The 25504-nt window shown below is 63.8% G+C and carries 32 protein-coding genes; 10 read left to right on the top strand and 22 right to left on the bottom strand.

Going from position 1 to position 25504, the window contains the following annotated elements:
- Positions 1 to 23: 23 nt before the first annotated feature.
- Positions 24 to 545 carry a hypothetical protein gene (locus ACXJKE_RS03495; RefSeq protein ID WP_457279177.1) on the bottom strand — a complete coding sequence of 174 codons (522 nt, stop codon included), beginning with the start codon at positions 543 to 545 and terminating at the stop codon, positions 24 to 26.
- A gap of 360 nt (positions 546 to 905) precedes the next feature.
- On the opposite strand from ACXJKE_RS03495, the gene ACXJKE_RS03490 reads away from it, so the two are divergent.
- Positions 906 to 1028 carry a hypothetical protein gene (locus ACXJKE_RS03490; RefSeq protein ID WP_457279176.1) on the top strand — a complete coding sequence of 41 codons (123 nt, stop codon included), beginning with the start codon at positions 906 to 908 and terminating at the stop codon, positions 1026 to 1028.
- A 140-nt stretch (positions 1029 to 1168) separates the two neighbouring features.
- Here the strand turns inward: ACXJKE_RS03490 and ACXJKE_RS03485 are convergent, their stop codons facing one another.
- From ACXJKE_RS03485 to ACXJKE_RS03455, 7 genes are all read right to left on the bottom strand, one after another.
- Positions 1169 to 1867, bottom strand: a complete 699-nt coding sequence (locus tag ACXJKE_RS03485; protein WP_457279175.1) for a hypothetical protein — start codon at positions 1865 to 1867, stop codon at positions 1169 to 1171.
- A 149-nt stretch (positions 1868 to 2016) separates the two neighbouring features.
- On the bottom strand, positions 2017 to 3066 hold the full coding sequence (locus ACXJKE_RS03480; protein ID WP_457279174.1) for a class I SAM-dependent methyltransferase: 1050 nt from the start codon (positions 3064 to 3066) through the stop codon (positions 2017 to 2019).
- 220 nt (positions 3067 to 3286) lie between these two features.
- The gene (locus ACXJKE_RS03475; protein WP_457279173.1) at positions 3287 to 3760 is read right to left on the bottom strand and encodes a DUF4864 domain-containing protein; all 474 of its coding nucleotides are present in this window, start codon (positions 3758 to 3760) and stop codon (positions 3287 to 3289) included.
- A 93-nt stretch (positions 3761 to 3853) separates the two neighbouring features.
- The gene (locus tag ACXJKE_RS03470; RefSeq protein ID WP_457279172.1) at positions 3854 to 4744 is read right to left on the bottom strand and encodes a PhzF family phenazine biosynthesis protein; all 891 of its coding nucleotides are present in this window, start codon (positions 4742 to 4744) and stop codon (positions 3854 to 3856) included.
- A gap of 119 nt (positions 4745 to 4863) precedes the next feature.
- The gene (locus ACXJKE_RS03465) at positions 4864 to 5100 is read right to left on the bottom strand and encodes a hypothetical protein (RefSeq protein ID WP_457279171.1); all 237 of its coding nucleotides are present in this window, start codon (positions 5098 to 5100) and stop codon (positions 4864 to 4866) included.
- A gap of 79 nt (positions 5101 to 5179) precedes the next feature.
- A complete protein-coding gene (petA, locus tag ACXJKE_RS03460) occupies positions 5180 to 5797 on the bottom strand; it encodes a ubiquinol-cytochrome c reductase iron-sulfur subunit (protein ID WP_457279170.1) in 618 nt (205 codons plus the stop codon).
- Positions 5798 to 5838: 41 nt separating this feature from the next.
- Complete coding sequence (locus ACXJKE_RS03455; protein WP_457279169.1) at positions 5839 to 6288, bottom strand: carboxypeptidase-like regulatory domain-containing protein; 450 nt, start codon at positions 6286 to 6288, stop codon at positions 5839 to 5841.
- Positions 6289 to 6566: 278 nt separating this feature from the next.
- Between ACXJKE_RS03455 and ACXJKE_RS03450 the strand changes: the two genes are divergently transcribed.
- Positions 6567 to 7229 (top strand): alpha/beta hydrolase, encoded by a 663-nt coding sequence (locus tag ACXJKE_RS03450; RefSeq protein WP_457279168.1) that lies wholly within the window; start codon positions 6567 to 6569, stop codon positions 7227 to 7229.
- Between the two features lie 92 nt (positions 7230 to 7321).
- Here ACXJKE_RS03450 and ACXJKE_RS03445 read toward each other — a convergent pair whose 3' ends face one another.
- Both ACXJKE_RS03445 and ACXJKE_RS03440 read right to left on the bottom strand, forming a co-directional pair.
- Positions 7322 to 8611, bottom strand: a complete 1290-nt coding sequence (locus tag ACXJKE_RS03445; RefSeq protein ID WP_457279167.1) for an MFS transporter — start codon at positions 8609 to 8611, stop codon at positions 7322 to 7324.
- Positions 8612 to 8674: 63 nt separating this feature from the next.
- The gene (locus tag ACXJKE_RS03440) at positions 8675 to 9412 is read right to left on the bottom strand and encodes a hypothetical protein (protein ID WP_457279166.1); all 738 of its coding nucleotides are present in this window, start codon (positions 9410 to 9412) and stop codon (positions 8675 to 8677) included.
- Positions 9413 to 9768: 356 nt separating this feature from the next.
- Between ACXJKE_RS03440 and gshA the strand changes: the two genes are divergently transcribed.
- Complete coding sequence (gshA, locus tag ACXJKE_RS03435; protein WP_457279165.1) at positions 9769 to 11355, top strand: glutamate--cysteine ligase; 1587 nt, start codon at positions 9769 to 9771, stop codon at positions 11353 to 11355.
- 195 nt (positions 11356 to 11550) lie between these two features.
- On the opposite strand, the gene ACXJKE_RS03430 is transcribed toward gshA, so the two are convergent.
- Positions 11551 to 11775 (bottom strand): oxidoreductase-like domain-containing protein, encoded by a 225-nt coding sequence (locus ACXJKE_RS03430; protein WP_457279164.1) that lies wholly within the window; start codon positions 11773 to 11775, stop codon positions 11551 to 11553.
- 20 nt (positions 11776 to 11795) lie between these two features.
- The gene (locus ACXJKE_RS03425; protein WP_457279163.1) at positions 11796 to 12071 is read right to left on the bottom strand and encodes a hypothetical protein; all 276 of its coding nucleotides are present in this window, start codon (positions 12069 to 12071) and stop codon (positions 11796 to 11798) included.
- 230 nt (positions 12072 to 12301) lie between these two features.
- Here ACXJKE_RS03425 and ACXJKE_RS03420 point away from each other — a divergent pair, with 230 nt between their 5' ends.
- The gene (locus ACXJKE_RS03420) at positions 12302 to 13174 is read left to right on the top strand and encodes a MipA/OmpV family protein (RefSeq protein ID WP_457279162.1); all 873 of its coding nucleotides are present in this window, start codon (positions 12302 to 12304) and stop codon (positions 13172 to 13174) included.
- 148 nt (positions 13175 to 13322) lie between these two features.
- Here ACXJKE_RS03420 and ACXJKE_RS03415 read toward each other — a convergent pair whose 3' ends face one another.
- Together ACXJKE_RS03415 and ACXJKE_RS03410 are read right to left on the bottom strand one after the other, a co-directional pair.
- Positions 13323 to 14735: an ATP-binding protein gene (locus ACXJKE_RS03415; RefSeq protein ID WP_457279785.1), complete on the bottom strand. Its 1413-nt coding sequence runs from the start codon at positions 14733 to 14735 to the stop codon at positions 13323 to 13325.
- 5 nt (positions 14736 to 14740) lie between these two features.
- Positions 14741 to 15406 carry a response regulator transcription factor gene (locus ACXJKE_RS03410; protein ID WP_457279161.1) on the bottom strand — a complete coding sequence of 222 codons (666 nt, stop codon included), beginning with the start codon at positions 15404 to 15406 and terminating at the stop codon, positions 14741 to 14743.
- 316 nt (positions 15407 to 15722) lie between these two features.
- Between ACXJKE_RS03410 and ylqF the strand changes: the two genes are divergently transcribed.
- Complete coding sequence (gene ylqF, locus ACXJKE_RS03405; RefSeq protein WP_457279160.1) at positions 15723 to 16697, top strand: ribosome biogenesis GTPase YlqF; 975 nt, start codon at positions 15723 to 15725, stop codon at positions 16695 to 16697.
- A 21-nt stretch (positions 16698 to 16718) separates the two neighbouring features.
- Here ylqF and ACXJKE_RS03400 read toward each other — a convergent pair whose 3' ends face one another.
- Together ACXJKE_RS03400 and ACXJKE_RS03395 are read right to left on the bottom strand one after the other, a co-directional pair.
- Complete coding sequence (locus ACXJKE_RS03400; protein ID WP_457279159.1) at positions 16719 to 16919, bottom strand: YgaP family membrane protein; 201 nt, start codon at positions 16917 to 16919, stop codon at positions 16719 to 16721.
- A 26-nt stretch (positions 16920 to 16945) separates the two neighbouring features.
- Positions 16946 to 17383: a universal stress protein gene (locus tag ACXJKE_RS03395; protein ID WP_457279158.1), complete on the bottom strand. Its 438-nt coding sequence runs from the start codon at positions 17381 to 17383 to the stop codon at positions 16946 to 16948.
- A gap of 253 nt (positions 17384 to 17636) precedes the next feature.
- Here ACXJKE_RS03395 and ACXJKE_RS03390 point away from each other — a divergent pair, with 253 nt between their 5' ends.
- Positions 17637 to 18224 (top strand): hemerythrin domain-containing protein, encoded by a 588-nt coding sequence (locus ACXJKE_RS03390; RefSeq protein WP_457279784.1) that lies wholly within the window; start codon positions 17637 to 17639, stop codon positions 18222 to 18224.
- A 15-nt stretch (positions 18225 to 18239) separates the two neighbouring features.
- On the opposite strand, the gene ACXJKE_RS03385 is transcribed toward ACXJKE_RS03390, so the two are convergent.
- Positions 18240 to 18896, bottom strand: a complete 657-nt coding sequence (locus ACXJKE_RS03385) for a GDSL-type esterase/lipase family protein (protein ID WP_457279157.1) — start codon at positions 18894 to 18896, stop codon at positions 18240 to 18242.
- A 389-nt stretch (positions 18897 to 19285) separates the two neighbouring features.
- Here ACXJKE_RS03385 and ACXJKE_RS03380 point away from each other — a divergent pair, with 389 nt between their 5' ends.
- Positions 19286 to 19888 (top strand): hypothetical protein, encoded by a 603-nt coding sequence (locus ACXJKE_RS03380; protein WP_457279156.1) that lies wholly within the window; start codon positions 19286 to 19288, stop codon positions 19886 to 19888.
- An 80-nt stretch (positions 19889 to 19968) separates the two neighbouring features.
- Here ACXJKE_RS03380 and ACXJKE_RS03375 read toward each other — a convergent pair whose 3' ends face one another.
- Positions 19969 to 20127 carry a hypothetical protein gene (locus ACXJKE_RS03375; RefSeq protein WP_457279155.1) on the bottom strand — a complete coding sequence of 53 codons (159 nt, stop codon included), beginning with the start codon at positions 20125 to 20127 and terminating at the stop codon, positions 19969 to 19971.
- A 6-nt stretch (positions 20128 to 20133) separates the two neighbouring features.
- Here ACXJKE_RS03375 and ACXJKE_RS03370 point away from each other — a divergent pair, with 6 nt between their 5' ends.
- Entirely contained in the window at positions 20134 to 20928 is a 795-nt protein-coding gene (locus ACXJKE_RS03370; protein WP_457279154.1) for an oxygen-binding di-iron domain-containing protein, read from the top strand.
- Positions 20929 to 20953: 25 nt separating this feature from the next.
- On the opposite strand, the gene ACXJKE_RS03365 is transcribed toward ACXJKE_RS03370, so the two are convergent.
- Positions 20954 to 21622 (bottom strand): hypothetical protein, encoded by a 669-nt coding sequence (locus tag ACXJKE_RS03365; protein WP_457279153.1) that lies wholly within the window; start codon positions 21620 to 21622, stop codon positions 20954 to 20956.
- Positions 21623 to 21780: 158 nt separating this feature from the next.
- On the opposite strand from ACXJKE_RS03365, the gene ACXJKE_RS03360 reads away from it, so the two are divergent.
- Both ACXJKE_RS03360 and ACXJKE_RS03355 read left to right on the top strand, forming a co-directional pair.
- Positions 21781 to 22347: a hypothetical protein gene (locus tag ACXJKE_RS03360; protein ID WP_457279152.1), complete on the top strand. Its 567-nt coding sequence runs from the start codon at positions 21781 to 21783 to the stop codon at positions 22345 to 22347.
- 183 nt (positions 22348 to 22530) lie between these two features.
- Positions 22531 to 23085 carry a DUF2242 domain-containing protein gene (locus ACXJKE_RS03355; protein ID WP_457279783.1) on the top strand — a complete coding sequence of 185 codons (555 nt, stop codon included), beginning with the start codon at positions 22531 to 22533 and terminating at the stop codon, positions 23083 to 23085.
- 116 nt (positions 23086 to 23201) lie between these two features.
- Here the strand turns inward: ACXJKE_RS03355 and trxC are convergent, their stop codons facing one another.
- The 3 genes from trxC to ACXJKE_RS03340 form a co-directional block, all read right to left on the bottom strand.
- Positions 23202 to 23639: a thioredoxin TrxC gene (gene trxC / locus ACXJKE_RS03350; protein ID WP_457279151.1), complete on the bottom strand. Its 438-nt coding sequence runs from the start codon at positions 23637 to 23639 to the stop codon at positions 23202 to 23204.
- 206 nt (positions 23640 to 23845) lie between these two features.
- Positions 23846 to 24367, bottom strand: coding sequence for a hypothetical protein (locus ACXJKE_RS03345; RefSeq protein WP_457279150.1), 522 nt, complete (start codon positions 24365 to 24367; stop codon positions 23846 to 23848).
- Positions 24368 to 24580: 213 nt separating this feature from the next.
- Entirely contained in the window at positions 24581 to 25504 is a 924-nt protein-coding gene (locus ACXJKE_RS03340; protein ID WP_457279149.1) for a peptidoglycan DD-metalloendopeptidase family protein, read from the bottom strand.

Below are 25504 nucleotides of genomic sequence, written 5' to 3'. Positions count from 1 at the left end.
CCCGGTGGCGCCCGGTGGTGCGCCTAGTGCGCCGGGCTTTGTGCCAGCGCGGGCGCTCCGGGCGCAGCCGGTTCCACGGGCGCACGTGGCGCGTAGCCGCTGCGCGGCCGGGTGGGGCTTTGCATCCAGATGGTCGGGTCGGGCATTTCCTGATGGGGGCAGCTGTCGCCGCCGTCCAGCTGCCATGAAATGCCGTGGAGCCAGTCACTGGCGCGCGGCTCAAAACGCATGATGTCCGCCATCAACACTTTCTGGAAAGCTGCCGCGTAGGTCAGCAGGCGCAGGTCCCACTGCTTCATGATGATGCGCAGGTACATGCCTTCGCCGCGTGTGGGGTTGGCGGTCAGCAACATCTGGCAGTCCAGCCAGTTCGACGGAATGCCCGCCCGCCGGGCGGTGTCCCGCAACAGCACCTGAATGAGCTGCTGCCGCACGCCGATGGTGGAGTGTTCGTCGCCGGGGACAGAGACTTCCGATTCAGGGTGGGTGGCGCTTGAGGCCGTTTTTGGCTGGCTTTTCAGTCCAAAGAGCTGTTGAAGTTTCATGAGGTGCCCGCATCGCGTTGCGGCGCCAGCTGTCTGACAAGAGGTATTTTTCGCTCTGTCTTTGGCTAACACCGCGTGTTACAAAGTGTTAACAATGTCGACGACTGGCGTCCGCAAGTCAAGCCGAGGGCTCTTTAAAAGCGGAATTTTTTCATGAAAACGCGGCCAAAATGATGTGCTTCGTGAGTATTCAACCTGGACGCTACAGGTGAGAACTGGCCGCGGTTGGGATTTTCAATCGAAGACGCTGGCAGCGCCGGGAAGCCTGCGCTGGATTTGCACTTGGCAAACGTCAATTTTCATTAAATGTTTCTTTGTGTAACGAATTGATGATTTTTGCCGGCGAAGAAGGGTGTTGGCATGACGCGAATCCAGCCTGGCGCGATGCCCGCGCAACTGGACTTCAGTGACACGAAAGCGGGCCTGCATCGGGCCCATCTGGGCATGTGTCCCGGCCTGCGCGAACATTTGAGCAAGCGTTGAGGGGGCGGCTGCTGTTCTTACGGGAAAAGAACCTGCAGGCCAGACAGGACGAGCGCAAGCAGCTATTAAATCGATAGCGATACGGCAGCCTTGCGCAGGTGCTTGTGGTTTAGCGGCGCGCGGTTGAACAGATGCGCGTGTTACTTCCCACCATTTCCGCCACCGTTGCCTCCGCCATTACCACCACCATGGCCGCCTCCATTGCCGCCACCCTGGCCGCCATTGCCGTTGTTGCCGCTTTTACCGGACTCTTTTCCGGCGCCCAGGCCTTTGCTGGAGGCATGGGCCGTGGCGACATTGCTGGCATGAACGGCATGGATGTTGTCGTTGGCTTTCTTGCCACTTTTGGAGGTATGCGAAGCGCTCACGACGGCGCCCAGTTTCACGCCCATGCTGTTGGCAATCTGGCCCCAGCCAATGCCGTCGGCCTTCTGGGACAGCACCCCGCCCAGTGTGGCTGAGAGTTGTGAAGGCGTAGGGTTGGTGATGCCTTGTTTGGCCAGTGAAGTCTTGGCCAGCGCAAGCGCGATGTTGATGTTGCCGTAGCCCATTTTCCCGGTGGCCGGCGAAAGGCTTGCGGCCGGCGCGGTGGCGTTGGGTCCGGTCGGGCTGGGGCTCAGCGAGATCGGTGTGCCCGTGCGCAGCCCCTCTACCAGCGACTCGGCGTTTTGGGGTGAGCCGGCAAACGCGCTGTAGCGGCTCGCCAGCCTTGCGCCTTCCGGATTCCCGGCCGTGGTGCTCACACCGGCGTCTGTTGTTTGTGCAGCGATGACAACACCGCCGGCCAGAAACATGGCAGTGGCCGTTGCGGCGATGGTGATGGTTTTTTTGATCAGCATGGGGTGCCTCGCTTTCTGAATCAACCCTGAAGCAGGCCGGACCGCGACATACGGTGCGACCTTTTTTTATCTTAAAGGCCGTGTGGCACCGCTCGACCGTCTTCCGGCGCCGTCCTACGGCCAAGCCCGCCAAAAATGAAGCCGCGGCGCTAGGCGCGCACAAAATAGATGAAGGTAGTGCCCGGAAAAATATGCCGGTAGACAGGCCGGGCAATGACCCGCGCCAGGTTTTTGGGCTGAAGCAGGCCCGAGGCGCTGTTGTACAGCCGATAGAGTTTGGGGCGCAGCGGTTTCAGGCCAAACTCTTTTCCGAAGGCGACGAGCGATTCATGGCTGAAAGCGTTGATGTGTTCGAGCGGGGCGATGGGCATCTGGTCGTCGGGCGACAGCGCGCCGAAATCTTTCCCCTGGCTGATCTTTTTCAGCGCGGCAGCCGCGTTGGGAACGCTGATCTTGATGACGCCGTCTCCTGACAGGGCATCGCGCAGTTTTTCGAGCACCAGCCTGGGCTCCGTCAGGTGTTCAAAGACCTGCTCCGTATTGATGAACCGGAACCTCCTGGCCGGCAGGTCGGCCAGGCCGACGACCCGCAGCCCCACGGATTTGCCGTGGCGGGCGCGTTCCTCGGAAAGCTCCACACCCCACACATTGCAGCCAAATCCCATGGCCATTTTTGACCAGTGCGCCCAGCCGAAGCCGAAGTCAAGCGCATCCAGCTCACCCGGCGGAAGCCCGAAGTATTGAATGATGAACTGGACCTGCTCGGCCAGGTAGCGGTATTCGTCCAGGCTGTAATTGCGGTGCTCGCGGTCCAGCTCGGTGCCGGGAACCCAGTCGTTGTAGATCTCGCCGAGCAAGGGGTCGTCGGGCACCTGTTGCTGAAAGACCAGGCTGCAGCTGTTGCAGCGCGCCAGCGCATAGACGCCTGCGTCGGCAGTCCTTGACGCATGGCCTTCATAGTGCCTTGCAAGATAGGCCTGAACGCCCGCGCCGGCGTACGGTTCCTCGTAAACCATCGAGAGGGAAGCCGACAGGCAACCGGGACACCGCGTCCTGATTTTGAGGGCCGATTCACGCGGCTGCGTGGCACGCTGACGCTGTTGTGCATGGCGTGGTGCCTGCAGGTTTTCCCTGAGCGACGGCGAAGCCGGATCCCCCGGCAGACGCGGGAATTCAAGTGAGGTGGCGGGCATGTTCATGGGTTGAGTCCGGAATGCCGCAAACGCAGCAGCACCAAACACCTTAGCCTCCAGTAGGCAGGAGCGGGTAACCCTCTGTAAACCACGTATCGGTGCTCTCTGCCGCAGACGCGTCCGGTTGGCGTGGCGTTTCAATGCGGGCCACGGCAATGGTGCCTGTCCCCGGGACGGCTCCCGCCTCTGGGAAAACCGTTATCAGCAGGCGCCGCGGACTGGCGTACTACGCCATACGGCCCTTGTTTTCGACCACCACGCACCCGGTGATGCGCCACGCTTTGTTGCTTTGCCGTTCGAGGCTGTAAACCGCCAGCCACGAAACACCGTTGGCATCGGCCATTTGCACCCGCTGGATCACCTGGTCGTTCTTGCCGTCGGGTTTCAGAAAGGCGACCGATGCCGGGCGGTATACCACCGGGTAATCGCGGCGCACCATCGCCATGAACCCCTGGGGCGTTCCGACGGCCTTCTGCACATTGGGGGCCGCAAAAGAAAACGCCCTGGCTGCGTCATCCTTTGCGAAGGCCGCCAGCTGGGCCTGCACCACGGTGCGCACCGTCTTCTCGTCAGCCGCGGTAAAGGGCGCTGCACTTGCCGGCACTGCCGTGCATACCAGCAACAGCGCCGCGCTGCCGGCAGCGAGCAGCCGGGCCATGCGGTTCAGCACACAGTTCAAATGGATCAGGCGAGCAGTCATAGGGCTAATCTTTCCTGGATTCGATGGCCGCAGTGGCTAAAGGTGTTGAAGGTGCTGAAGGTACGCAAGTGGCGCGCCAACGGATGCCATCCCTCAAATCAGCCGGCCGTGCGCCAGCACCACGACGCCGCCGCTGACCAGCATCTCACCGGCAGCGTTGGCCTCCACCGTGATGCGGCTGGGGCGCCCGGCAAAACGCCCCTGCTTGAGCGTGATGACTTCGTTCACCTTCGCCGCGCCGTGGCGCAGCAGGTAGGCGCCCGCCGGCCCGGCGGCGCTTCCGGTGGCAATGTCTTCAACCTGCCCGGCGTTGTCCCAGGTGCGGCCTTCGCGCGCCGACACGTCCAGCACATAGGCAAATTTGGCGCCCACGGTGGCCAGCAGCGCCTCAAAGTCAGGGTGCACAATTTTTGCGCGCTCCAGGCCGCCGACCACGGGCACCAGCAGATAGGGCAGGCCGGTAGACACCACCTGCAGCGGAAAACGCACATCCAGCTGCGCCGGGCCCAGCCCGAATGCCGCGAGAAACGGCAGGCTGTCCGCGTGGCCGAGGGCTGCCTCGAAGCGGGCCACGCCCTGGTTCATGCTGGCGTCGTAAGTGCCCGGTGTGCCTTCTTTGCGTGTGGTGCTGATGGCAACTGCCCGTGTGCCCAGCATCAGCGTCCAGGCAGCAGAAGGCTGATGCCCCGCATGCAGGTGATGCAACAAACCTGCTGCGCCCAGCAGGGGGTGGCCGGCGAAGTCGAGCTCTTCCTCCATCGTGAATATTCGCGCCTCGAAGCGGTTCCCGGGGCCGTCAGGCGTGAGGAAAATGCTCTCGAACTGCCGCATTTCGATGGTCAGGCGTTGCATCTGGCGCGCCGGCAAGGGGCTTTCGGGCAGAAACACCGACAGGCCGTTGCCGGCCAGCGCCTCGTGGGTAAACACGTCCACCTGGTAGTACTGCAGCCCCGACAAGGGCGGCATGGTTGTCATCACTGTCATGTGGCAATTCTCCTGCGGGGAATTATCGCGGTGCAGGTCATTGCGGCGGCATCCCGGCTTGCGGGCTGCCGTTTCTGTTTGGGATCCAGCGGCTTGCACCGCGGGATCGCCTGTGCGGTTTAAATCCCGAGCAGCTTCTTCGCGCCGCCCAGCGCTTTCATGGAGTCGTCGTGCTTGCCTTCCTTGTGAAACTTTTCGCCATCGGCGCGAAGCTCTTTCACTTTGGTCATGTCGGCGGGCGAGAGCTTGGGGTTGGTGGAGAGCTTGGCGTCAATCGCCTTCATCTCGTTGGGGCAGTTATGGGCAAACGCCAGGGACGAAGTGGCCAGGGCGACGGCGGCAATGATGAGCTTCATGTGAATCTCCAACCTGCGTCAGAAAATGCTGACGCCAGATGCTAGCAAAGCCTCTGCTGTGGCACAAGCCGCAGTGACACTAGCTTGTCTGGCCGATTTGCAGCTTGGTGGCGTCGATGAACTGGTATTCCGGGATGTCCAGGTTGGTCGGCGCCGGTACGTTCTTCACTACGCGGCCGGCAAGATCAAACCGGGAGCCGTGGCAGGGGCAAAAAAATCCGCCGGGCGCGTGAAGCTCGGCATTCAGCGCGCTGTCGTCCAGGCGCAGGGTCGGTGAGCAGCCCAGGTGCGTGCACACCCCCACCGCCACCAGGATTTCGGGGCGCTCGGAGCGGGTCGCGTTGGCGCACGATTTCGGTTGCTCGGATCGCCTGGACTGCGGGTCTGCCAATACCGGATTGGGCTGCTGCAGCGCGCGCACCATCTCCTCGCTGCGGCGCATCAACCAGACCGGTTTTCCGCGCCAGGCGACGGTGCGCAGCTCGCCTGTCGCCAATGTGGAAATATCGACAAGCACCGGACCGCCCTGGGCGCGTGCCACTTCAGAGGGCGCAAGGCTGGCGGCGAAGGGGTAGGCCGCGGCCAGCACCCCGGCGCCGGCGGCGATGCCGGTTGCGGCCGCCAGCAGGCGTCGCCGCTCGGCGTCCGGCAGGGTGCCGTCGTCTATCGCCCGGATCAGTTCGGTGACGCTGCGCATGATCTGACTTGAAACGTTAAATTGAGGCAGGCCCGGTGTGCTTACGGCGCGGTTTTATCGGCGCCCGCTCCCCAGAGGAAGACCTCTCTGGAGGGTTTGCCTGCCCTCACGTCCACCTTCCTGCGCTGGGTCTGGCCGGCCAGCGTCGCCTCCACGGCATAACTGCCCGGTGCCAGCCGGGCCAGCAGGAAGGGGCCTTCCGACGTGGCCTGAAGCACTTCATTTCCCCGGGCATCGAGCACCCGCACCTTCACGTCGGCCGCGAAGTCGGCACGCTGCTTGTCCTTGATGGCAAATTCGAGTGTCAGCGGCCATTGCCCGCTGGCATTGCGGATCGCTGCGGATTCGTCGGCGCCGATGCCGCCGCTCAGGTATTCAACCGGGCCGCCGGTGCGCACCGGCGGCAAGGGGGCGCTTGCCTGGGCCAGTGCGCCGCCCGCCATAAGCGCACCGAGGACGGCCGAGGCGGCCTTGTGGGTCAGGGTTTTCATTTCAGCGTGCTCCTTCTGCAACGATGGGCAGCAAGTCGGCGCAGTGTGCTGCCTGGCACTGTGTTCATGCGGCCTGTCGATAGGTGCGAAGGCCTGGCCAGCTACCTTGTCATCACACCGTAGCAGGCTTTGTGCGCCAGGTGTTCAGCGCTGCCGGAAACCATTGTTCGCGGGTCAGCTTAGGCCGGTCTTAAAATCCCCGCTGGCATGCTTTGCAGCTTCAAGCCCGCAGCATTCAATCGTCATCTGTTCCTTCAACCACCTGGACCCGTCACCCCATGCCCCTCGAAGTCATTGAAGCCCAGACCGGCGACAAGCCCGTCGCCACTGTCCTCATCATGCACGGCCTCGGGGCCGACGGCCGGGACTTCCTGCCAATTGCAGAGCAGATGGATTTGTCCAGCGTGGGCGATGTGCGTTTCCTGTTTCCGAGTGCACCCAGCATTCCGGTCACCATCAACGGCGGCTACGTCATGCCGGCCTGGTACGACCTGCTGGGCGCCGACCTGGTCAGCCGGCAGGACGAGGCCGGGCTGCGCAAGTCGCAAGGCGACATCGAGGCCTTGATCGCCCGGGAAAAGTCCCGCGGCATTCCCGCCAGCCGCATTGTGGTGGCGGGCTTTTCGCAGGGCTGCGCCATGGCGCTCATGACGGGCCTGCGCCACGGCGAACGGCTGGCCGGTATTGCGGGCCTGTCGGGTTACCTGCCGCTGGCCGACAAGACGGCCGCCGAGCGCAGCGCCGCCAACCAGGACGTACCCATTTTTCTGGCGCATGGCACGCGCGACGGCGTGGTGGTGCTGCCGCGCGCCACCGCCACGCGCGATGCACTCAACGCCATGGGCTACACGGTCGAGTGGCACGAGTACATGATGGAGCACTCGGTGTGCCCACAGGAAATCACCGACCTGGAACAATGGTTGTGTCGGGTTCTGGCCTGACGAGATTTTAAGGAAAAACGGCTGTGGCCCTTACAAAACGGGCGCAAGCAGCTATTAAAAGCATAGCGATCCGGACAAGGCCAGGACGTTGTTCAGGCCGCCGCGGTTTTCGTCGTGGCCGCCCGCGCCATCCGCCACACGCGCCACAGCAGGAAAAACGCGATGCTGAAGTTCAGCAGGTTCCACGCAATGCCGTTGAGGAAGGCGGCATGGTAGGAACCGGTGAGGTCAAACACCTTGCCTGACATCCAGCCGCCGAGCGCCATGCCCAGCAAGGATGCCATGATCACCGTGCCCACGCGCGCGCCGGCCTCGGCTGGCTCGAAGTATTCGCGCACGATGATGGCGTAAGCCGGTACGAGGCCGCCCTGGAACAGGCCGAACAGCGCGGCGATGACGTAAAGCGATACCAGCCCGTCAAAGGGCAAAAACAGCAGCAGCGCGATGCCTTGCAGCACCGAGCCCAGCATCAGTGTGCGCAGCCCGCCGATGCGGTCGCAGATCGCGCCCGACACCAGCCGGCTGACCACACCGCAGGCCAGCATCAGCGACAGCATTTCAGCGCCGCGCGCCGCGCCGTAGCCCAGGTCGGTGCAGTACGACACGATGTGCACCTGCGGCATGGCCATGGCCACGCAGCAGGCCACGCTGGCCACGCACAGCAGCATTTGCGCCGAGCCCGGCGTCAGGCCGAAAGGCATGCTGCTGGTGGTGGCGGCGATGCCGCTGTTGCCCACCGCCGACGCCACGGCCACCGGCGGGCGCTTGCGCATCAAAAGGGCCAGCGCTGTCATGGTGACGAAGCTGAAGAGGCCGAGCCACAGATAGGTCTGGCGCCAGCCCACGGCCTCGACAAAATGCTGCACGATGGGCGGCCAGATCGCGCCGCCCAGGTAGTTGCCGCTGGCGCACACCGCCACGGCAAAACCGCGGCGCCGTACAAACCAGAGCGAGGTGTCGGCCAGCAGCGGCGCAAAGGTGGCGGCAGAGCCGAGAAAGCCGATCAGCAGGCCGTGGGCCAGCGAGAACATCCAGATGTTGCCGGCCATGGCGGCCAGGGAAAAACCCAGACCCAGGCCCACCGCGCCAATCAGCAACGGAACCATGACGCCGAAGCGGTCGGCCAGCCGCCCCATCAGCACGCCGCCAACGCCGAAGCCGATCATGAGCGCGGTGTAGGGCAGGGAGGCATCGGCCCGCGTCACACTGAATTCAGCCTGCACTGCGGGCAGCACCACGGCCACCACATACATGCCGCAGGCGCCGACGGTCATCAGGGCCAGCGTGACCATGAGCCGCATCACCGCGTAACGCGAGTCGATGAGGAAGGAGGAATCTTGCGTGGCGGTTGCGGGGCCTGGGGGCGTGACGGGAGGGCTCATCAGGCAAGCGTACACCAGCAGCTGCCCCGCTGCGCTGTTGATGGCCCGGCCGGACCTGGTGCGTTACAGCGGCGAAGGGCGTGTGGCTTCGTAACCGACGGCGGAGTTGCTGTCGCTTGGCTGGCCCAGTTCCTGGTCGCGGATGCGAAAGAGCCGCTCCAGGTCTTTCATGGCGTCTGCGTCAGCTGCAGAGACCGGGGCCGGCCGTGCCACCGGTGCTGCGGGCTGGGCCGGCAGGCTGGCGGCCACAACGGGGGCGGCTGGCACGGGCGCCGCAGAGGCTGTTGCCGCCGCGGGAAGAGGGGCCAGGGAGGCCAGCGGCGCGCTGCGTGGCGGGCGAACCGATGCGCCAGCAGGTGGCCGGACGGGATCGGCCCAATACGACTTGTCGGGCATGGTCGGGTTGGGGCAGGTCTCAGCCACTTCCAGTTGCCAGGAAATGCCGTGCAGCCATTGGGCCGCCCCGGGTTCAAAGCGCGTGATTTCTTCCATCAGGGCGTTCTGGAAGGCGAAGGCGTACTTCAGCAGGCGGTCGTCCCAATGCCGCACAACGAGGCGTACATACATGCCAGGGCCGCGGCTGCGGCTGGACACGAGCAGCATCTGGCAATCGATCCAGGGCAAGGGAATACCGTATTTGCGCATGGCATCGCGCAGCAGCACCTGCACCAGGTGGCGGCGCGTGGCGTTGTCCGAGCCGTCTTCAATGGTGAGCGGGTTGTCCCGGCTGGACGCGCCTGTGCGTTTGGGCGACGCTGCGGGGGTTGAACCGCCGAAAAGGCTGGCTAGCAGTTTTTTCATTTTTTGATCAAGCTCTACGCTGCCTCAGGCTAAAAGACCGCAAAACCATGAGTTTGGCGGAAATTGAAGGGTAAAACAGCCGTGTTACGGAATGTTTTTTATCGTCGTCCAGCTTGTCTGACAAGTCAAGGGAGTTCTGCACCTTGGAGCACCGGCGTCGCTCACTTTCCACATCCCGGCCACCAAACTGCGGATTTCTGCCCGGAAAGTGCGGTGTATGGCCCAAATCCTGCCGGCCTGCACAGACCCCGCGCCAGACCCCACCCGGGCTGTGCTGGCAAGCCCGGATGCGCCAGCGCAAAGCGCCGTGCTGTGATAACTTCCACGCCAATTCAAGATTCTGGGGGAATGACGATATGACCAAGTTGCAGGCGCCTGCGGGCGCGCTACAGGACCGCCTGAAAGCGCTCACCCCGGCCCGGCTCAAGGGCATGCGCCGCGGTATCGAGAAGGAAAGCCTGCGCGCCAAACCCGGCGGCGGCCTGGCCCTCACACCGCATCCCGCGGCCCTGGGCTCGGCCCTCACGCATCCGGGCATCACCACGGACTTCAGCGAATCGCAGGTTGAGCTGGTCACCGGCGCCCACTCCAGCCCTGAAGCCACGCTGCAGGAACTGACGGAGCTGCACCAGTTCACCTACCGCACCATGAAAGAGCTGGGCGACGAAATGCTCTGGGTGTCCAGCATGCCCTGCGGCCTGCCGACCGACGAAACCATTCCCATCGCCCGTTTCGGTTCGTCCAATGTCGGGCGCGCCAAGAGCGTTTACCGCATGGGCCTGTCGCACCGTTACGGCCGGCGCATGCAAACCATTTCGGGCATTCACTACAACTGGTCCCTGCCCGGGGTGAGCAGCAAGGAATATTTCGCGCTGATCCGCAACTTCCGCCGCCAGGCGTTTTTGCTGCTGTACCTGTTTGGCGCCTCGCCCGCGGTGTGTTCCACGTTTGTGGAAGGGCGCCAGCACGAGCTGCAAACCCTGAGCGACAGCACCATGTACATGCCTTACGGCACTTCGCTGCGCATGGGCCGCCTGGGCTACCAGAGCGACGCGCAGGCATCGCTTGCCGTGAGCTACAACAGCCTGGACGGCTACGGCGCTTCGCTGCAGGACGCGCTGACCCGGCCCTACCCGGCCTATGAGGCAGTGGGCATCCGCAACCCCGGCGGCGACTACAACCAGCTGGCCACCACGCTGCTGCAAATTGAAAACGAGTTCTACGGCACCATTCGCCCCAAGCGCGTGATCTTCCCCGGCGAACGGCCGCTGCATGCGCTGCGCGAGCGCGGCGTCGAATACATCGAAGTGCGGCTGATGGACCTGGATCCTTTCGAGCCCGTCGGCATCAATGCGCAGACCATGCGTTTCCTCGATGTGTTCCTGCTGCACTGCCTGCTCAGCGACAGCCCGAACGACACGCCCCAGGAAATCGCCGAGCTCAAGCACAACCAGCACCAGACGGCGGCGCGCGGGCGCGAGCCCGGCCTGAAACTCAAGCGCGGTGGCCATGAGATCACGCTGACGGCCTGGGGTGCGGAGGTGGTGGGCCAATGCGCGCCCATCGCGGCGGCGCTTGACGCCGCGCATGGCGGCACGCAATACAGCGACGCCCTGACGTTGGCCAGCGCCGCTTTGCTGGACCCGTCCACCTTGCCTTCGGCCCGTGTGCTGGCCGCCATGGCCGACAGCCACGACAACTCCTTCATCCGGTTCAGCCGGGCGCAGTCTGAAAAGACGCAAGGCATCCTGCAGGTGCAGCCGTTGTCGGCCGGCCAGCTGGCACACTTCGCCGCATTGACCGATGCTTCCGTTCAGGAACAAAAGAAGATTGAAGCCGCGGACACCATGCCGTTTGAGGTGTACCGGCAGCAATACGTGTCGGCTGAGCGCCTGGGCATGCCAGGCCGCGAAGTTGAGCACACCCCTGTTGGGGCTCACTGATAGGCACACCCCTATCGGCATTCACTTCGTGTAATGCCTTTTCCCCTTGCAGGGGACGGGCGCCTTGGGGCCGGCGAAGCCGGACCCCGGCCCCCACTGGCAGTATTGCTCACCCCTGCTGGCGTCGCTGATCCGGTGTCGAGGTTGTAGCGGTTGCTATCAATTCAGTAGCTGCCGGCGCAGGATCTTATTGGGCTAGAGACCGATTTGGCATTTGAAAATCGCTTCTTCGGCGTCTTCACGCCAGTGCGCCACGGCTGCGTACCAGCCTTCCCATACGCAGCCGTTGCAGCCGCGACCGCAGCAGGTGGTGGGCTCGGGGGGAGGTGGCCGCAAGCGGATGTCCGCAGCAGCGGCGCGCTCCTGCAGGGCGCTGAAGATCGCCAGGGCGGCGTTGTGGTCAGTGAGGCTTTCGGGCATGGGCCTGGTGTGGGCGCCTGTCAGGGTTTGGCGGAGGCTGCCATGCGCCGGCGAAGGTACAGGCCGATGAATGCACAGCCCAGCACCAGTGCAAACCAGCCCACCAGGGCTGATTTGGCGACGATGCCCTGCATGCCCGGTGAGGTGATGAAGTAGGGCGACACCACCACACCGAGGCCGATCAGCACACACAGGATGCCTTTGATCATCAGCTCGTTGTTGGCCTTGAGGGTGGAAGCGGCCAGGCGGCGGGCCGGGATCACGGGTTTTTGGTCGGGGGCTGCGGGCAGGGGCATGGGGGGTTTGATAGATGGGGTTGCAAGGCGCTCGGGGTGGCCCTGGTAGCTGTAGTGACGGTCCGGCGCCGTGGTACCTATTGTCCTTCATCGCGCTTGCGTGGATGTAACAGGCCCGCGGGCTTGCCTGGCACAAATGGCCAGCCTTAACGATTTCTTAATACCGCTAAGAACTCCTTAAATTCGCGTCGGCATGATCCGCTCCAGCTTAACCACTGGAGAACCTGAAGATGACCTCTCGCCAATCGCGCCGTCCTGCCAAACCTGTGCCGTCCAGCGCCCCATCCACCGCCGGGCAAACGGCAAACCGCCCCGCCGGAACAGCGGAAAAAGCTTTGCTTCCGCTGTTCTCGCTGTTCCTGCTGGCGGCTTTCGCCCAGCCAGCCGCCGCCCAGCCGCAGCCTGCGCAGGGCCAGAGCCAAGGTGAGGTGGCATCCTCGTGGGGCCTCGGTGTGGGTGTCGGCGTGGAGCGCAAGCCCTACCGCGACTTTGACAACAAGACAAGGCTCTTGCCGTTGCTCACCTATGAAAACAAATGGGTCAGCGTCTTCGGCCCGGGCATAGACTTCAAGCTGCCTTCGGCGGGCCCGGTGTCCTTCCGCTTGCGTGCGCGCTATTCGATGGAAGGCTACGAGGCTTCCGATTCCCCTTTCCTGGCCGGCATGGACGAACGCAAGGACGGCATCTGGCTGGGTGGCGCGGCCATCTGGCGCAACGACATCGCCAACCTCTCGGCCGAGCTGCTGAGCGACGCCTCTGGCAACAGCAAGGGCACGAAGTTCAGGCTGACCCTGGACCGCCGCTTCCAGGCGGGCAGCTTCGACATCACGCCGCGTCTGGCAGCGACCCGGCTCGACGACAAATACGTGTCCTACTACTACGGCGTGAACGCCGCCGAGGTGCGCGCCGGCCGGGCTTTCTACCAGGGCGGTTCGGCCGTCAACCTGGAAGCCGGGCTGCGCGTGGGTTATGCGCTCGCGCCGCGGCAAAGCATCTTCCTGGACCTGAGCACCACCAACCTGGGCTCCAGCATCAAGGACAGCCCACTGGTCGACCGCTCCAGCCAGAGCAGTGTGCGTGTGGGTTACCTCTACCGTTTCTGAGTCCTTCGACTACCCCGTTGCAGGGCCTGCCGGGCCGCGGCCCTGCACTTCAAGTTCCGGCGGTCCTTACACGAAGGAGTTACCAAACATGCGAACCGACACAATCTATCTCGTGAAGAAAGCAGCCTGGCGCGGGTGGATACATTCCTTAAGCTGGTTGCGCAGGCACCGCGCCTACCCCGGCTGAGCCGGCTCCCTCGGCCGGCAGCGGAAACAGCACGCGCACGCAAAAGCCCTTGCCGTCCAGCCCGGTCCCGGTTTCGATGGCGGCCTCGTGCAGCTGCGCGATGCCGGCCACCAGCGACAGGCCTATGCCGCTGCCGCGCCCGCCGTTGCCCGCTACGCGGTGAAAGCGGCGAAAGATCGCTTCGTGCTCAGCCTCGGGCACGCCCGGGCCGTCATCGGCCACTTCCAGGCAGATCCGTTCCCGGCCGGCTTCGCCGCGGTAACCGCAGCTAAGCTTCACGCGGCCGCCCTCGGTGGTGTAGCGCAGCGCGTTGTCCAGCAGGTTGCGCAGCAGGATGCCGATCTCGTCGACGTCGCATTCGATGGGGCAGGGCGTGAGCGCGAGGATGATGCTGCGGCGCTGCTGCTGTGCCTGCATGTCGAACTCCTGGCTCACATGCATGATGAGCTCGCTCAAATCGGCCAGGCTTTTTTGCGGCGCATGAACGCCCGCGTCCATGCGCGCCAGATCCAGCAGCTGGTCAGAAAGGCGCGTGCTGCGTTCGGCAACCGCCAGCAGCTTGACGAGGGCGGCGTCCTTGTCGGCCACCGTGGCCGCGCGCAAGGCGACCTGGGCCTGCGCCTGGAGCGCAGATAAAGGCGTACGCAGCTCATGGGCCGCATCGCCGATAAAACGCCGCTCGCCCTGCATCGCCTGGTCCAGCTGGTCCAGCAGGTGATTAAAGGACTCAACCAGCGGCCGGATCTCGTTGGGCAGTTGCGCTACCGGCAGCGGCGTGAGGTCAAACTTGCGGCGGCTGCGCACGGCGGTTTCCAGCGCCGTCAGGGGGCGCAGCGACTTGTTCACCGCAAACCACATGAGCAGGCCGGCCACGGTCAGCAGCATCGTCGTCAGGCCCAGCAACGCAAAGATCTTGTTGCGTATTTCTTCGTCGATCACGCTGTGCCGCACGGCCACCTGCACGCTGACCTCACCGGTGCTGTCGGACACCGAGAAGATGCGCCAGCGCTCGCCGTTGACGGTGGAACTGGTAAAGCCATCGTTGAAGGACGGCAGCAACGGGACGCGCGGAGAATCCGGTGCCCGAACGATCAGCTCCTTGCGGTTCGTCCAGACCTGGAAGGTCAGGTTGACGTCGCGCGGCATGTTCTCGTTACGCAATTGCAGGCCGTGGCTGAAGGAGGGTTTGAGCTTCGCGCCGCTGGGGATGGCCGTCAGGATCTTGGTGCCTATGGCCTGCAGCTTGCTGTCCCAGCGGTCGCTCTGGCCGCGCAGGGTGTACACCAGCAGCACGGTGAGCGCGCAGGCCCAGCACAAGGTAATGGTCGCGCCCAGAACCGCCAGCACACGGCCCTTGAGTGACCTGACGAACACGCACTTCAAGGCTGGGCCTCGCCGATCATGTAACCCTGGCCGTGCACGGTGGTGATCAGGTGCTCGCCAAGCTTTCGGCGCAGCTGGTGGATGAACACCGCAATCGTGTTGCTCTCAATCGCCGAGGTGTTGCCGTAGACCACGTCTTCCAGGTGGTCACGCGTGACCACGTGGCCGGGCCGCTCCAGCAGGGCCAGCAACGTGCGGTATTCGTGTGCGCTCAGCGCAACCCGCACGCCGCTGCGCGTCACAGCGCGTTTGCTGCGGTCCAGGCTGACGTCGCCATAGGTGTGCACCGGCACCACCTTGCCCTGGCTGCGGCGTATCACGGCACGCACGCGGGCCCACAGTTCATCGAGCTGGAAGGGTTTGACAAGGTAGTCGTCCGCGCCGGCGTCCAGCCCTGTGATGCGCTCGCTCAACTGCCCGCGCGCCGTGAGAATCAGCACCGGCGTGACGTCGTAGCGCCCGCGCAGGGCGCGCAGCACGGCCAGGCCTGAATCGCCGGGCAGGCCGAGGTCCAGCAGCACGGCTTCGTAGACATGGTCTACCAGCGCCAGCTTGGCGGCCAGCGCATCGCCGACGTGGTCGACCGTCCAGGCAATCTGGCGCGCCGCATCGCACACCGCTTCGGCCAGCATGGTGTCGTCTTCTACCAGGAGCAGGTGCACGGATTTGTCTCTTTCGGGTCGCTGTGTGGGGTGACAGGATGGGGCTGCCAGGCGCAGTGCACGCCATGCATTGATCGTGCCGATGGCCGATTAACCACTTATTAACAAGTACACCCCCGTCCAGGCTCACTGCGTGTAGCCTGTTCCCCCCTTGCAGGGGGCGGCGCCTGCGGCCCGGCAGAGCCGGTTCCGCGGCCCCTGCTGGTGGTGCCTTCTTCGCCAGGAGGGTATTTTGCGGTATGCGGCGACAATTGGGGTATCGCAGGGGTCTTCGCCCCATGCCCCCAAACCCGAACCCCAGAAAGAAAAGATCCCGATGGCCATCCAGTGGTTTCCCGGTCACATGCACCTGACCAAAAAAGCCATCAGTGAGCGCATCAAGGAAATTGATGTCGTCATTGAGTTGCTTGATGCGCGCCTGCCCGGCTCCAGCGCCAACCCCATGCTGGCCGAGCTCACCAGCGCCAAGCCCGCGCTCAAGGTGCTCAACAAGCGCGACCTGGCCGACGCCACCCGCACGCCGCTCTGGCTGGATCACTACAACAGCCTGCCTGCCACCCGCGCCATCGAACTCGACGCCAGCGAAACCACGCCCGCCCGCCGCCTCATCGACGCCTGCCACGCGCTGGCACCAACACGCGGCACCATGGTCAAGCCTATGCGGGTGCTGATCTGCGGCATTCCCAACGTCGGCAAGTCCACCCTGATTAACACCCTCACCGGCAAGCGCGCCACCAAAACCGGCGACGAAGCCGGCATCACCAAGGTCGAGCAGCGCCTGGTGCTGGCCGATGGGTTTTATTTATGGGACACGCCCGGCATGCTGTGGCCGCGCATCATCGTGGCCAAAAGCGGCTACAACCTGGCCGCCAGCGGTGCCATTGGCCGCAACGCCTTTAATGAGGAAGAGGTGGCGCTCGAGCTGCTGGATTACCTGATCAAGCACTACCCGGCCTTGCTGGAGGCGCGCTACAAGGTCGAAGTCACGCCCGGCATCACCGACGAGCAACTGCTCGAAGAAATCGGCCGAAAGCGCGGCGCGGTGCTCTCCAAGGGCCGGGTCAACCTGCAAAAGGCCGCCGAGATCGTGATCTACGAATTCCGGGCGGGAACGCTGGGCCGTGTGACCCTGGAAACGCCTGACGAATTTGCCGAATGGGCGACCGCCGGCCGGCTACTCGACGCCGAGCGCCAGGTGAAAAAAGACAAGATCGAAACCAACCGGTTGATCAAGTTCAAGAAGATTCCCCGGCCGGATAAATCCGGCAGGTCCGGGTCCGACGAACCCTGAGGCCAGCCACCGCGCACGGGGTCACGTGGGGCCTGTTTTGCAGGTCCGTATGCCAAACAGCGTGTAAGCCGGGCACCAGCCCAGCAACCCTGTCAGCAGGGGCACGACTCCCAGCAGCGCCCACCAGCGCCAGGCGGGCTCCACCACAAAATACAGGCTGAGGATGACGAGTCCCGCCACGATGCGTGCCGCGCGGTCGGCAGTGCCGGCGTTTTTTTTCATGATGAGCTCCTTTGGCATAGTGGTTTCTAGTGCAGTACCAGCACCGGTTTTTTGCTGTGAGACAGCACCTTCTGGGTTTCACTGCCCAGTAGGAACCCGGTGATGCCCTTGCGGCCGTGCGAAGCCATCACGATGAGGTCGCAAGCTTTGCCGTCCGCCATCCGGACGATGGTTTCGTAGGGGTGGTCGCCTGCGACACAAACGGTTTCGCAAGGCACGCCCGCCTTGTCGGCGGCGTCTTTCAGCGCAGACAGGAATGCCTCTGCCTGCGCCTGGCATTCCCTCATGAATTGGTCCCGCGTGTCTTCCAGCATCTGGACCCGGTAGGTCAGCAGGTGGAACTCCTGCATCACATGCAAGCCCGTGATCCTGGCCCGGGCTTCCCTGGCGAAGGTTACGGCCCGTGCAATCGCCCGTTCCGAAGCGGGTGATCCGTCGGTGGGTAGAAGGATATGTTTGAACATGGCAAATCTCCTTGTCATCCTGGGCGGCTCATCGCCGGCGCGGCAAACCTTGAGCAGGAGGCGGTTCCACTTTAGGTTGCTGCCGCCAAACGGCTTTGATGCAGGTCAAGCCATCGCCTCAATGGGAAGGGGGTGGGGCGATATTCGTTCCCGGGGCGATACCGGCTGGAAAAATCCGCGTGGTTTGATCTTCATCAAGTCCGGGGGAGAACCTGGTGGCATTCTTGGTGGCACTTACCCGCCGGAGACCGCCATTCACAAACATGCCAGCGTGCAGATCATCCTCGATGAGCACGCCTCCCTTTCCGCCATGCTGCGTTCCATGCTGCTCATGGTGGCGCGCGGCCCGGGCGACCGTGCGCAGCAGTTCTTCGACGTCTTTCGGGCCATGCTGTTTTATATCGACGAGTTCCCCGAGCGCCTGCATCACCCGAAAGAGTCGGACCTGCTGTTTCCCCGCGTGGTGCGCTCCGCGCCATCGGTTATGGCCACGGTGCAGCAGCTGGAGCGCGACCACATGAGCGGCGAGAAGGCCGTGCGTGAACTGCAGCACCTGCTGCTTGCCTGGGAACTGCTGGGCGAGCAACGAAAGCCCGAGTTCGAGGCGCAGTGCAAACGCTACGTCGAGTTTTACCTCGAGCACATGCGGCTCGAAGAAACAGTCATCCTGCCGCAGGCTGAAAAAGTGCTCACCGAGGCCGACTGGAAAGAGCTGGACACCGCCTTCCAGCAAAACCGTGACCCGCTTGCCGGCAAGCACGCGGCCGACCCGGTGTATGACCGCCTCTTCACACGCATCGTGATGGAGGCGCCGGCGCCCATCGGGCTGGGTGACGCCTGACGTTGGCCTGGGGTTCTAGGTCACAAACTTCATGTCGCGCAGCCAGCTGGCCAGGCGCTCGGCAAACACTTTGTAGCCTTCCGCATTCGCGTGGATCTGGTCAGAACGCAATTCGCTGCGTGACAGCACATAAGACCAGGCATCTGAAAAAAGCGGGGTGGCGGTGTTCGCGGCCACCTCGGCATACACCTCATGGTCTTTCAGTGAACCCATGGCGGCAGAAAGCAGCACGGGCCTGGGCTGTGCGATCAGCACCACCTGCGTGCTGGCAGCGGCGGTTTTTACAATCGACCTGATGGCGGCGCGGGTGCTGTCCAGCGGCATGTTGCGTAAAAAGTCGTTGCCGCCAATGCACACGAGCACCAGGCCCGGCTTGTTTTCCTGCAGCAGCGCCGGCAACCGTGCCAGTGCACCGGCCGCTGTGTCGCCGTTGATGCCCGCGTTCTGCGTGACGTAGCCGGTCAACAGTTCCAGCTGCTGCGGGTAGCTGGCGCCCGCAGGGGCGCCATAGCCAAAGGTCAGCGAATCGCCCAGGCACAGCAGGGTGGCCTCCTTGGGCAGGGTCTTGCCTTTGGGGCCGGCCTTTCTGGAGCAAGCCGTAGCCAGCAGCAGCGCAGAGCCGGCAGCACCCAGCAGGAGTTGGCGGCGAAGGGGGTGGTGATGCGAGTCCATGCGTCGTGCGGGTCTATTTCAGGTTATCGGGTGGAGCCGGGTGTGCGGCCGGCGTCTTGTCTTCCGGATGCAGCTGCTTGCGGCTCAGCGAAGGGATGATCAGCATGCGCACAGTCTAACCATGCTAAAGCGCATCTGGACACCACTGCAAGCGCGAGGTAATGCGAGGGTAATCACTGCGTAATGACGGGGTAAAGCTCCGTTTGCCTTACACGGCATTCACAAGAGCGGGCCAACAATGGTTTCACTGAAGCGCAAAGGCCTTTGAAAGCAGCGATTCAGGAGCAGCCCCGACAGCCGCTTGCCGAACCGGAGATTTATCGCCGCCACCGCAAGTTGCCCACCGGGTTGCTGGCAATCAAACGCATAAGCATTCCAAGGAGAACCTCATGAAATCGAAATTCCTCACTGTCTCGTTGCTGGCCTCAGCCCTGTTCGCCGGCCTGGGGTTTGCACCCGCCATGGCGCAGGGTGTTAATACACCCGGCATTGACCAGGCGCAGCAAGCCATCAGCGCGCGCATTCAGCAGGGTCTGGCCTCCGGCCACATCACGCCGTCTGAAGCGCAGGTGCTGTACCGCCGCGACCAGGAGATCGCGGCCCGCGAGGCGCGCTTTAAATCCAACGGCGTTGCCACGCCGCAAGAGCGCCAGCAGCTGCGCGCCGACCTGGACGGCCTCAACGCCGAAGTGGAACGCATGATGAACAACCGCGATGTGGCGGGCAGGCCTGGCAATGCCGGCAACACCCCCGGCATCGACAACCGTGAATTCCAGATCAGCCAGCGTATTGACGAAGGCGTCCGCACGGGCCGCATCACGCAGCGCGAAGCCGCCAAGCTGCACCAGCGTGAACGCCGCATTGAGCGCCATGAGACCCAATTCAAGTCCGACGGCGTGGTGACCGCGCAGGAGCGCCGTCAGCTGCGCAATGAGCTGACATCGCTGCGCGACGACGTGGAACGCATGATGAACAACCGCCGCCGCGGTTAAGCGGTTAAGTAGAGCGCTGTTCCGGGCGCCGCCACGCGGTGCCTGGACAGCTGCCATGCGCAAGCAAGGCGCGCCGGTGCTCATTGAAGCGCCGGCGCGCTTTTTTTTGCCTGCGGCATTGCTCGTGTTGCGCCGGTGTGGGTGGCGGCGCGCGCTTCAGGCGTGTCATTGATCTGCATCAATACGCGAGCAGCAGGCCGCTTATAAAGTTGCTTTTTTTTCTGCGTCGCCGCACGCATTCAGCCATGCCCATAGAGCTTTACCGTGACGACAGGCATGCCTGCCTGATGTTCACCGACCTGATCGAAGAAGACGGGCAAGCCGTCCAGTCCAACCAGTTCCTGATTGTCGACAACGGCACCGGCGCCGTGATCGACCCGGGCGGCAACCTGGCGTTCAACGAACTGTTCCTGGGCATGTCGCGCCACTTCAGCCCGCAAAAACTGTCTTACATCATCGCCTCCCACGCCGACCCCGACATCATTGCCTCGCTGGACCGCTGGCTCACGTCCACTCCGGCGCAACTGGTGATCTCGCGTGTGTGGGAGCGTTTTGTGCCGCACTTCACCAAGGTCGGAAAGACCGAGCAGCGCCTGGTCGGCGTGCCCGACAGCGGCGGGCGGTTGCCGCTGGGGCAGAGCGAGCTGTGGCTGCTGCCCGCGCACTTCCTGCACTCGGAAGGCAACTTCCATTTTTACGATCCCATCAGCCGCATCCTGTTCACCGGTGACTTGGGTGTGTCGATGATGTCCGGCCGAACGGCGCAGGTGCCTGTCACCGACCTGAAGCCCCATCTGCCGTTGATGGAGGGTTTTCACAAACGCTACATGGTGTCGAACAAGGTCCTGCGCCTGTGGGTGGCCATGGCGCGCCGGCTGGATATTTCCATGCTGGTGCCCCAGCACGGCGCGCCGCTAAAAGGCCCGGCCATCGGCCAGTTTTTTGACTGGGCGGAATCGCTGAAATGCGGCATCGACTTGTTTGACGAACGCAACTACCAGGTACCCACCGGGCAGATCAATGGCCGGGCGGTGGCTTGAGCCGCCGGGACAAGGCAGGCGTTTGCTACAGCCGGCTGATGGAACACACGTAGACCACCTCGCACGAGCTGGCTCCGGTGTCTTCCCGCACGGTGGAGCTTCGCCAGCGCCAGCCGTCGGGTTTCTGCGCTTCCACCAGCCAGCCGTCGATGCGCACGCGGTCGTTGCGCTTCACGCGGGTCAGTGCTTTGGCAACCGCGTCCGTGGCCGGGATCAGGTGCATGTTGGCGCTGCTACGTGCAATTTCCGGCGGCGGCAGTGGTGGTTCGTTGTCCCACCGGTAGTAGTACCAGCGTGACGACTGGCTGATCATCAGCTGCGACAACACCTTGTCGTCGGCCATGCGCTGCCAGCCTAAAGCCAGGTCGGTGGGCGACAGCGTGGCCTCGTTGCCCATCCGGTAGTCTTCGCGCGACAGCACCCGCGCGTCCACGCTAAAGCCCGCCAGCGGCGTCAGGGTCGCGGCTTTCAGCACGAAAGGCGCCATGTCGCCCGGCACACCGGTTTGCAGCGGCTCGTCGCCGGTGCTGACCTGCGGCGGCAGCGGACAGGCAAGGTCGTTGCCCACACCGGCCGCGCGGAAGGTGTTGGGTGAAAACCACCAGTGCAACCCCGCCAGCAGCGCACAGGCCACCAGTACAAAGCGCAGGCTGACAAAGCCGGAATTCGGGCGGCGGTGCGGGCTTTGGGTCATGGATGTGATGCGGGTGTCTTCAAATCGGATTCTGCTTCAGAGCGGCGGGCCAATTATGAGCCTGTGAGCCCGGTTGCCGTGTCGTTTGTGCCACGGGCGCCGGCCGCGATGCCGGATATGCTTCGGGGCTGGAGCAGAGGTGCAACAAGGGTTAAATCATGAATGCGGTGACCGGAAAGTGGATCAAGTGGGGCGTGCTGGCGGTATTGGCGGTGTTGGTGTGTCTGGTCGCCGTCGTAGGGGTTTTGAACCGTGACCGCCTGGAGGTCTATTACGGCTACCTGCGCGTCGAATCACCCGCGGTGACGATGCGCTACGCCCAGCTCTCCGGCCAGATGGACGAAGCCGCTGTGCGCAAGCATTTTGGAGAAGTGTTCCTGAGCTGCTCCAACCAGCAGGGCGGGCCTGCCGGGACCGACCGGCTTTGCCATGCGGCTGTGGACAAAGCCGATGGGGAACCCGCAATGATGCTCGTGGCTTTTTTCAGCAAGGGCCGCCTGACTTCCACGGTGGTGCATGTTCCCTGGTGGGTGCACGGCAGGTGGCTTGATCGCCTGGTAGGGCAGTACGGAAAAGCGGAACGCGCAGGCATTGTTTCGCGGATGGGCGGTCCGGTTCTGCGCTGGACCTTGCCCAACGGCACGCTCGAATACAACCGCGACCGGAGCTTTAACCCGCTGGAATGGAGCGCCGTCTTCTGGTCCGCAGGCGCGGACCAGAAATAGCGGGCCGACGTAGCGAACCGAACTAGCGAGCCGGTTTTTCGGCCGGCCAGCTGGCCTCGCGAACGATTTGCTACAACTGCGACGCACCCGATGCGTGAGCTGGCGCCTCTAACGGAGGTATTGGAGGTATGGTGACACCTTGTGCATGAGACACCTCTTATCCTTGTGGAAACTTCCCTTTTGATGCAACTCTGGAAATCCTGCCGACTCCCCGCCGTGCTGCTGGCAGCATGCGGCCTGTCGCCCCTGCTGACAGGCTGCGTCACCGGCGCCAAAGCATTTCCGCTGCAGGAAAAGTTTGCCTCCACCCAGACCTATTCGCGCCTCTTTGACGCCACCCCGGCACGGACCTGCGAGGCCTCGCGGCGTGCGTTGCTGAGCCAGGGCTACATCATCAACATGGCCAGCGCCGAACTGGTGGAAGGGCAAAAAGCCTTCCAGCCCGAGCCCGAGGCGCACCTGCAAATGGTGGTTCGCGTGGTGTGCGCCCCCGACACGCCCGATGGAAAAGTGAGCCTGGGTTTTGTCACGGCCCTGCAGGACAGCTACGCCATGAAAAAGACCAACAACTCCGCCAGCCTGGGTGTGGGCGCCATCGGTTCCGTCTCGTTGCCCTTCACGTCGAGCAATGAGTCCATGGTCAAGGTGGGCAGTGAAACCATCACCGCCGATGACTTTTACGACCGCTTTTTTGACCTGGTGAGGCGCTACCTGGTGGCGGACGCCGCGCTCGACTGATTGAGCGCAGTGAACGCGCCCCGGCGCGGGCGCACAAAAATGATTGAAAAAAGTGCCAGCAGGCTAATACAGTCGGGCGCAAGCAGCTATGAAAAGCATAGCGCCGACTGATAGTCTCAGCGTAAATTACCCTGCACCCAGCGCACGATGTCGGCCGCGCCCATGGCGCCGGCCTGGCGCGCCACTTCACGGCCGCCCTTGAACAATGCCAGCGTGGGAATGCTGCGGATATTGAAGCGTGCGCCCAGGTTGGGCACCGCTTCGGTGTCGACCTTGGCTACGCGCACCTGCGGCTCCAGCTGTGCTGCCGCCTGCTCATAGGCTGGCGCCATTTGCCGGCACGGCCCGCACCACGGCGCCCAGAAGTCCACCAGCACCGGGATCTGGTTGCGGGTGATGTGTTTGTCAAACGCGGCTTCGTCCAGCGCGGTGGAATGCGCGGTAAACAGCGCCTTCTTGCAGCTGCCGCAAGTTGGCTCGCTGCCCAGCTGGTCGGCGCGCACGCGGTTGGTGGTGTGGCAGTGCGGGCAGACGATGTGGAGAGGGTCGGTCATCAGGCGCAGCTGGGGGCCGTGGCCGGCATTTCAAGCGCGGGTCTGCAGTTGCCGGGTCAGCAAGCCGTCGGATTCCGCTCGTGAAAAAGCCGCCTGAAAAGGCGGCTTTTTCTTTGGGGCCCATGCGCTACTTCGGTATGCTACTGATTTGATAGCTGCTTGCGCCCGTCTGTAAAGGGCTAAAGCCCCCTTTTATTCAGAAATGTTCAGGCAGCCTTGGCGGTGCGGCGCTGGCTGAAAGCGGTCTTGCGCTTGGCGGTGCTGGCCTGGTCGCCGGCAATTTTGCTGGCGAGCTGGGCGGTCTTCTGCTCGATCTGCGCGGCGAGTTTGCTCAGTGCCAGGGCGCCCGGCGCGGTGGCCTGGGCCAGCGTGTTCAGGGTGGTCACGCCGGTTTTTTCTTCAAACAGGCTGGCATTGGCGGCAGCGCGTTCCACGCCGCTCTCCAGAACCTTGACCAGCTGGCTCACCACTTGCTGCGCGCCGTTGGTCGTCAGCATCAGGCCCTTGGTGTAATACACGCTGAAGGCCAGTTGTGCTGCCGTGGCATTTTTGGCCGTTTCGGCCGTCAGCTCGGTGCGCGACTGTTTCAGGGCGCGGTTCCAGCGCTGCTCCAGCAGGATGACTGCGCGCTCGCCGCCGGCGCGGTAGGCGTTGATCACGTGGCGGGCGGTGTTGCCGGAAGACTCGATGAGGTCGGTTGCAACGGTAGACAGGTTTTTGGCGGTCATGGTGTTTCCTTCAAAGGGGTTGAACAATGATTCATCATCAATGTTTTCCCTAGTGAGTGCGACCTACCGGGCTAGAGGGGCCGGTCCAGATTCGGTTACAGCCGGTTTTGGTGTGGAGGTGCTACGTTTTTAATAGCTGCTTGCGCAAGACCCTATTGGGTTCCGGCCACTTTTTCCATTAATTAGCCTGCCGCTACTCGCCACTGCTCACAGTTACTCGCTGCCTGCCCGGGCCCCCAGAAACAGCGCCGGGTCCACCATGGCGCGGTTCAGCATCACGCCCCAGTGCAGGTGCGGCCCGGTGACGCGGCCTGTGGCACCCACGGCGCCCAGGCGCTCGCCCGTCTTCAGTGTGTCGCCAACGGCCACGCCAATCGCACTCAGGTGGCACATCATGCTCAGCAGGCCGCCGCCGTGGTCCAGCCACACCGTGTTGCCGTTGAAGAAATAGTCGCCCGTGTCAATGACGCGGGCGGGCAGCGGCGCCACCACCGGCGTGCCTGTGGCTGCGGCGATGTCCATGCCGCTGTGCGGGTTGCGCGACTGCCCGTTAAAGACGCGCCGCAGCCCGAACGAGCTGGAGCGGCGCCCCGGCACCGGCACCTGCATGCGCAGCGGCGCTTGCGGCAAGGGCTCGCTGAAGGTGGACATCACCACTTCCTGGTGCGCGCGCTCGCGCTCGTAGCGCGCCTGGTCTTCGGGCGACAAATCCACCGTGCCGGGCGCTACTTTGAGACGCTGCTCAAGGTAATGCTTGGGCGCCACGGTGTAGGCAAGCTGCTGCTGGCTGCCGTCAGGAGCCAGCACCGAGATGCTTGCCTCGCCGGGCTCTGCAGACAGCGCAATGCCCACCAGCGCCGTCCACCCCGCAGGGTCACCGAGTACCAGCAGGGGCACCCCGCCTGCCTGCGCCACCGGCCGCACTGCCGCCGGGCCCAGTGGCAGCCGGGCAATGCCGCCGGGAACCTGCGACGCGTTGGGCCAGACGCCCGAGGGCGCCGGCGCCGCGGCAAGGCATGAGGCGGGCAAGGCCAGCAAACCCGCGCCCGCCAGCAGCACTGAGCGGCGGGTAGGCGGGGAGGGCTGCAGGGACGGCAAGAAAGGCAGGAAAGTGGAGCGTGAGGAGCTGACAGGCAT

Source organism: Polaromonas sp. P5_D5, from assembly GCF_054049435.1.
Note: the sequence above shows the minus strand (reverse complement) of the source record. Positions and strands in the feature narration are given on the sequence as shown.

Excerpts from the sequence above, each read along its gene's own strand:
- ACXJKE_RS03495 (WP_457279177.1), bottom strand. The coding sequence starts at position 545 with ATGAAACTTCAACAGCTCTTTGGACTGAAAAGCCAGCCAAAAACGGCC.
- ACXJKE_RS03490 (WP_457279176.1), top strand. The coding sequence starts at position 906 with ATGACGCGAATCCAGCCTGGCGCGATGCCCGCGCAACTGGACTTCAGT.
- ACXJKE_RS03485 (WP_457279175.1), bottom strand. The coding sequence starts at position 1,867 with ATGCTGATCAAAAAAACCATCACCATCGCCGCAACGGCCACTGCCATG.
- ACXJKE_RS03480 (WP_457279174.1), bottom strand. The coding sequence starts at position 3,066 with ATGAACATGCCCGCCACCTCACTTGAATTCCCGCGTCTGCCGGGGGAT.
- ACXJKE_RS03475 (WP_457279173.1), bottom strand. The coding sequence starts at position 3,760 with ATGACTGCTCGCCTGATCCATTTGAACTGTGTGCTGAACCGCATGGCC.
- ACXJKE_RS03470 (WP_457279172.1), bottom strand. The coding sequence starts at position 4,744 with ATGACAGTGATGACAACCATGCCGCCCTTGTCGGGGCTGCAGTACTAC.
- ACXJKE_RS03465 (WP_457279171.1), bottom strand. The coding sequence starts at position 5,100 with ATGAAGCTCATCATTGCCGCCGTCGCCCTGGCCACTTCGTCCCTGGCG.
- petA (WP_457279170.1), bottom strand. The coding sequence starts at position 5,797 with ATGCGCAGCGTCACCGAACTGATCCGGGCGATAGACGACGGCACCCTG.
- ACXJKE_RS03455 (WP_457279169.1), bottom strand. The coding sequence starts at position 6,288 with ATGAAAACCCTGACCCACAAGGCCGCCTCGGCCGTCCTCGGTGCGCTT.
- ACXJKE_RS03450 (WP_457279168.1), top strand. The coding sequence starts at position 6,567 with ATGCCCCTCGAAGTCATTGAAGCCCAGACCGGCGACAAGCCCGTCGCC.
- ACXJKE_RS03445 (WP_457279167.1), bottom strand. The coding sequence starts at position 8,611 with ATGAGCCCTCCCGTCACGCCCCCAGGCCCCGCAACCGCCACGCAAGAT.
- ACXJKE_RS03440 (WP_457279166.1), bottom strand. The coding sequence starts at position 9,412 with ATGAAAAAACTGCTAGCCAGCCTTTTCGGCGGTTCAACCCCCGCAGCG.
- gshA (WP_457279165.1), top strand. The coding sequence starts at position 9,769 with ATGACCAAGTTGCAGGCGCCTGCGGGCGCGCTACAGGACCGCCTGAAA.
- ACXJKE_RS03430 (WP_457279164.1), bottom strand. The coding sequence starts at position 11,775 with ATGCCCGAAAGCCTCACTGACCACAACGCCGCCCTGGCGATCTTCAGC.
- ACXJKE_RS03425 (WP_457279163.1), bottom strand. The coding sequence starts at position 12,071 with ATGCCCCTGCCCGCAGCCCCCGACCAAAAACCCGTGATCCCGGCCCGC.
- ACXJKE_RS03420 (WP_457279162.1), top strand. The coding sequence starts at position 12,302 with ATGACCTCTCGCCAATCGCGCCGTCCTGCCAAACCTGTGCCGTCCAGC.
- ylqF (WP_457279160.1), top strand. The coding sequence starts at position 15,723 with ATGGCCATCCAGTGGTTTCCCGGTCACATGCACCTGACCAAAAAAGCC.
- ACXJKE_RS03400 (WP_457279159.1), bottom strand. The coding sequence starts at position 16,919 with ATGAAAAAAAACGCCGGCACTGCCGACCGCGCGGCACGCATCGTGGCG.
- ACXJKE_RS03395 (WP_457279158.1), bottom strand. The coding sequence starts at position 17,383 with ATGTTCAAACATATCCTTCTACCCACCGACGGATCACCCGCTTCGGAA.
- ACXJKE_RS03385 (WP_457279157.1), bottom strand. The coding sequence starts at position 18,896 with ATGGACTCGCATCACCACCCCCTTCGCCGCCAACTCCTGCTGGGTGCT.
- ACXJKE_RS03380 (WP_457279156.1), top strand. The coding sequence starts at position 19,286 with ATGAAATCGAAATTCCTCACTGTCTCGTTGCTGGCCTCAGCCCTGTTC.
- ACXJKE_RS03375 (WP_457279155.1), bottom strand. The coding sequence starts at position 20,127 with ATGCGTGCGGCGACGCAGAAAAAAAAGCAACTTTATAAGCGGCCTGCT.
- ACXJKE_RS03370 (WP_457279154.1), top strand. The coding sequence starts at position 20,134 with ATGCCCATAGAGCTTTACCGTGACGACAGGCATGCCTGCCTGATGTTC.
- ACXJKE_RS03365 (WP_457279153.1), bottom strand. The coding sequence starts at position 21,622 with ATGACCCAAAGCCCGCACCGCCGCCCGAATTCCGGCTTTGTCAGCCTG.
- ACXJKE_RS03360 (WP_457279152.1), top strand. The coding sequence starts at position 21,781 with ATGAATGCGGTGACCGGAAAGTGGATCAAGTGGGGCGTGCTGGCGGTA.
- ACXJKE_RS03355 (WP_457279783.1), top strand. The coding sequence starts at position 22,531 with ATGCAACTCTGGAAATCCTGCCGACTCCCCGCCGTGCTGCTGGCAGCA.
- trxC (WP_457279151.1), bottom strand. The coding sequence starts at position 23,639 with ATGACCGACCCTCTCCACATCGTCTGCCCGCACTGCCACACCACCAAC.
- ACXJKE_RS03345 (WP_457279150.1), bottom strand. The coding sequence starts at position 24,367 with ATGACCGCCAAAAACCTGTCTACCGTTGCAACCGACCTCATCGAGTCT.
- ACXJKE_RS03340 (WP_457279149.1), bottom strand. The coding sequence starts at position 25,504 with ATGCCTGTCAGCTCCTCACGCTCCACTTTCCTGCCTTTCTTGCCGTCC.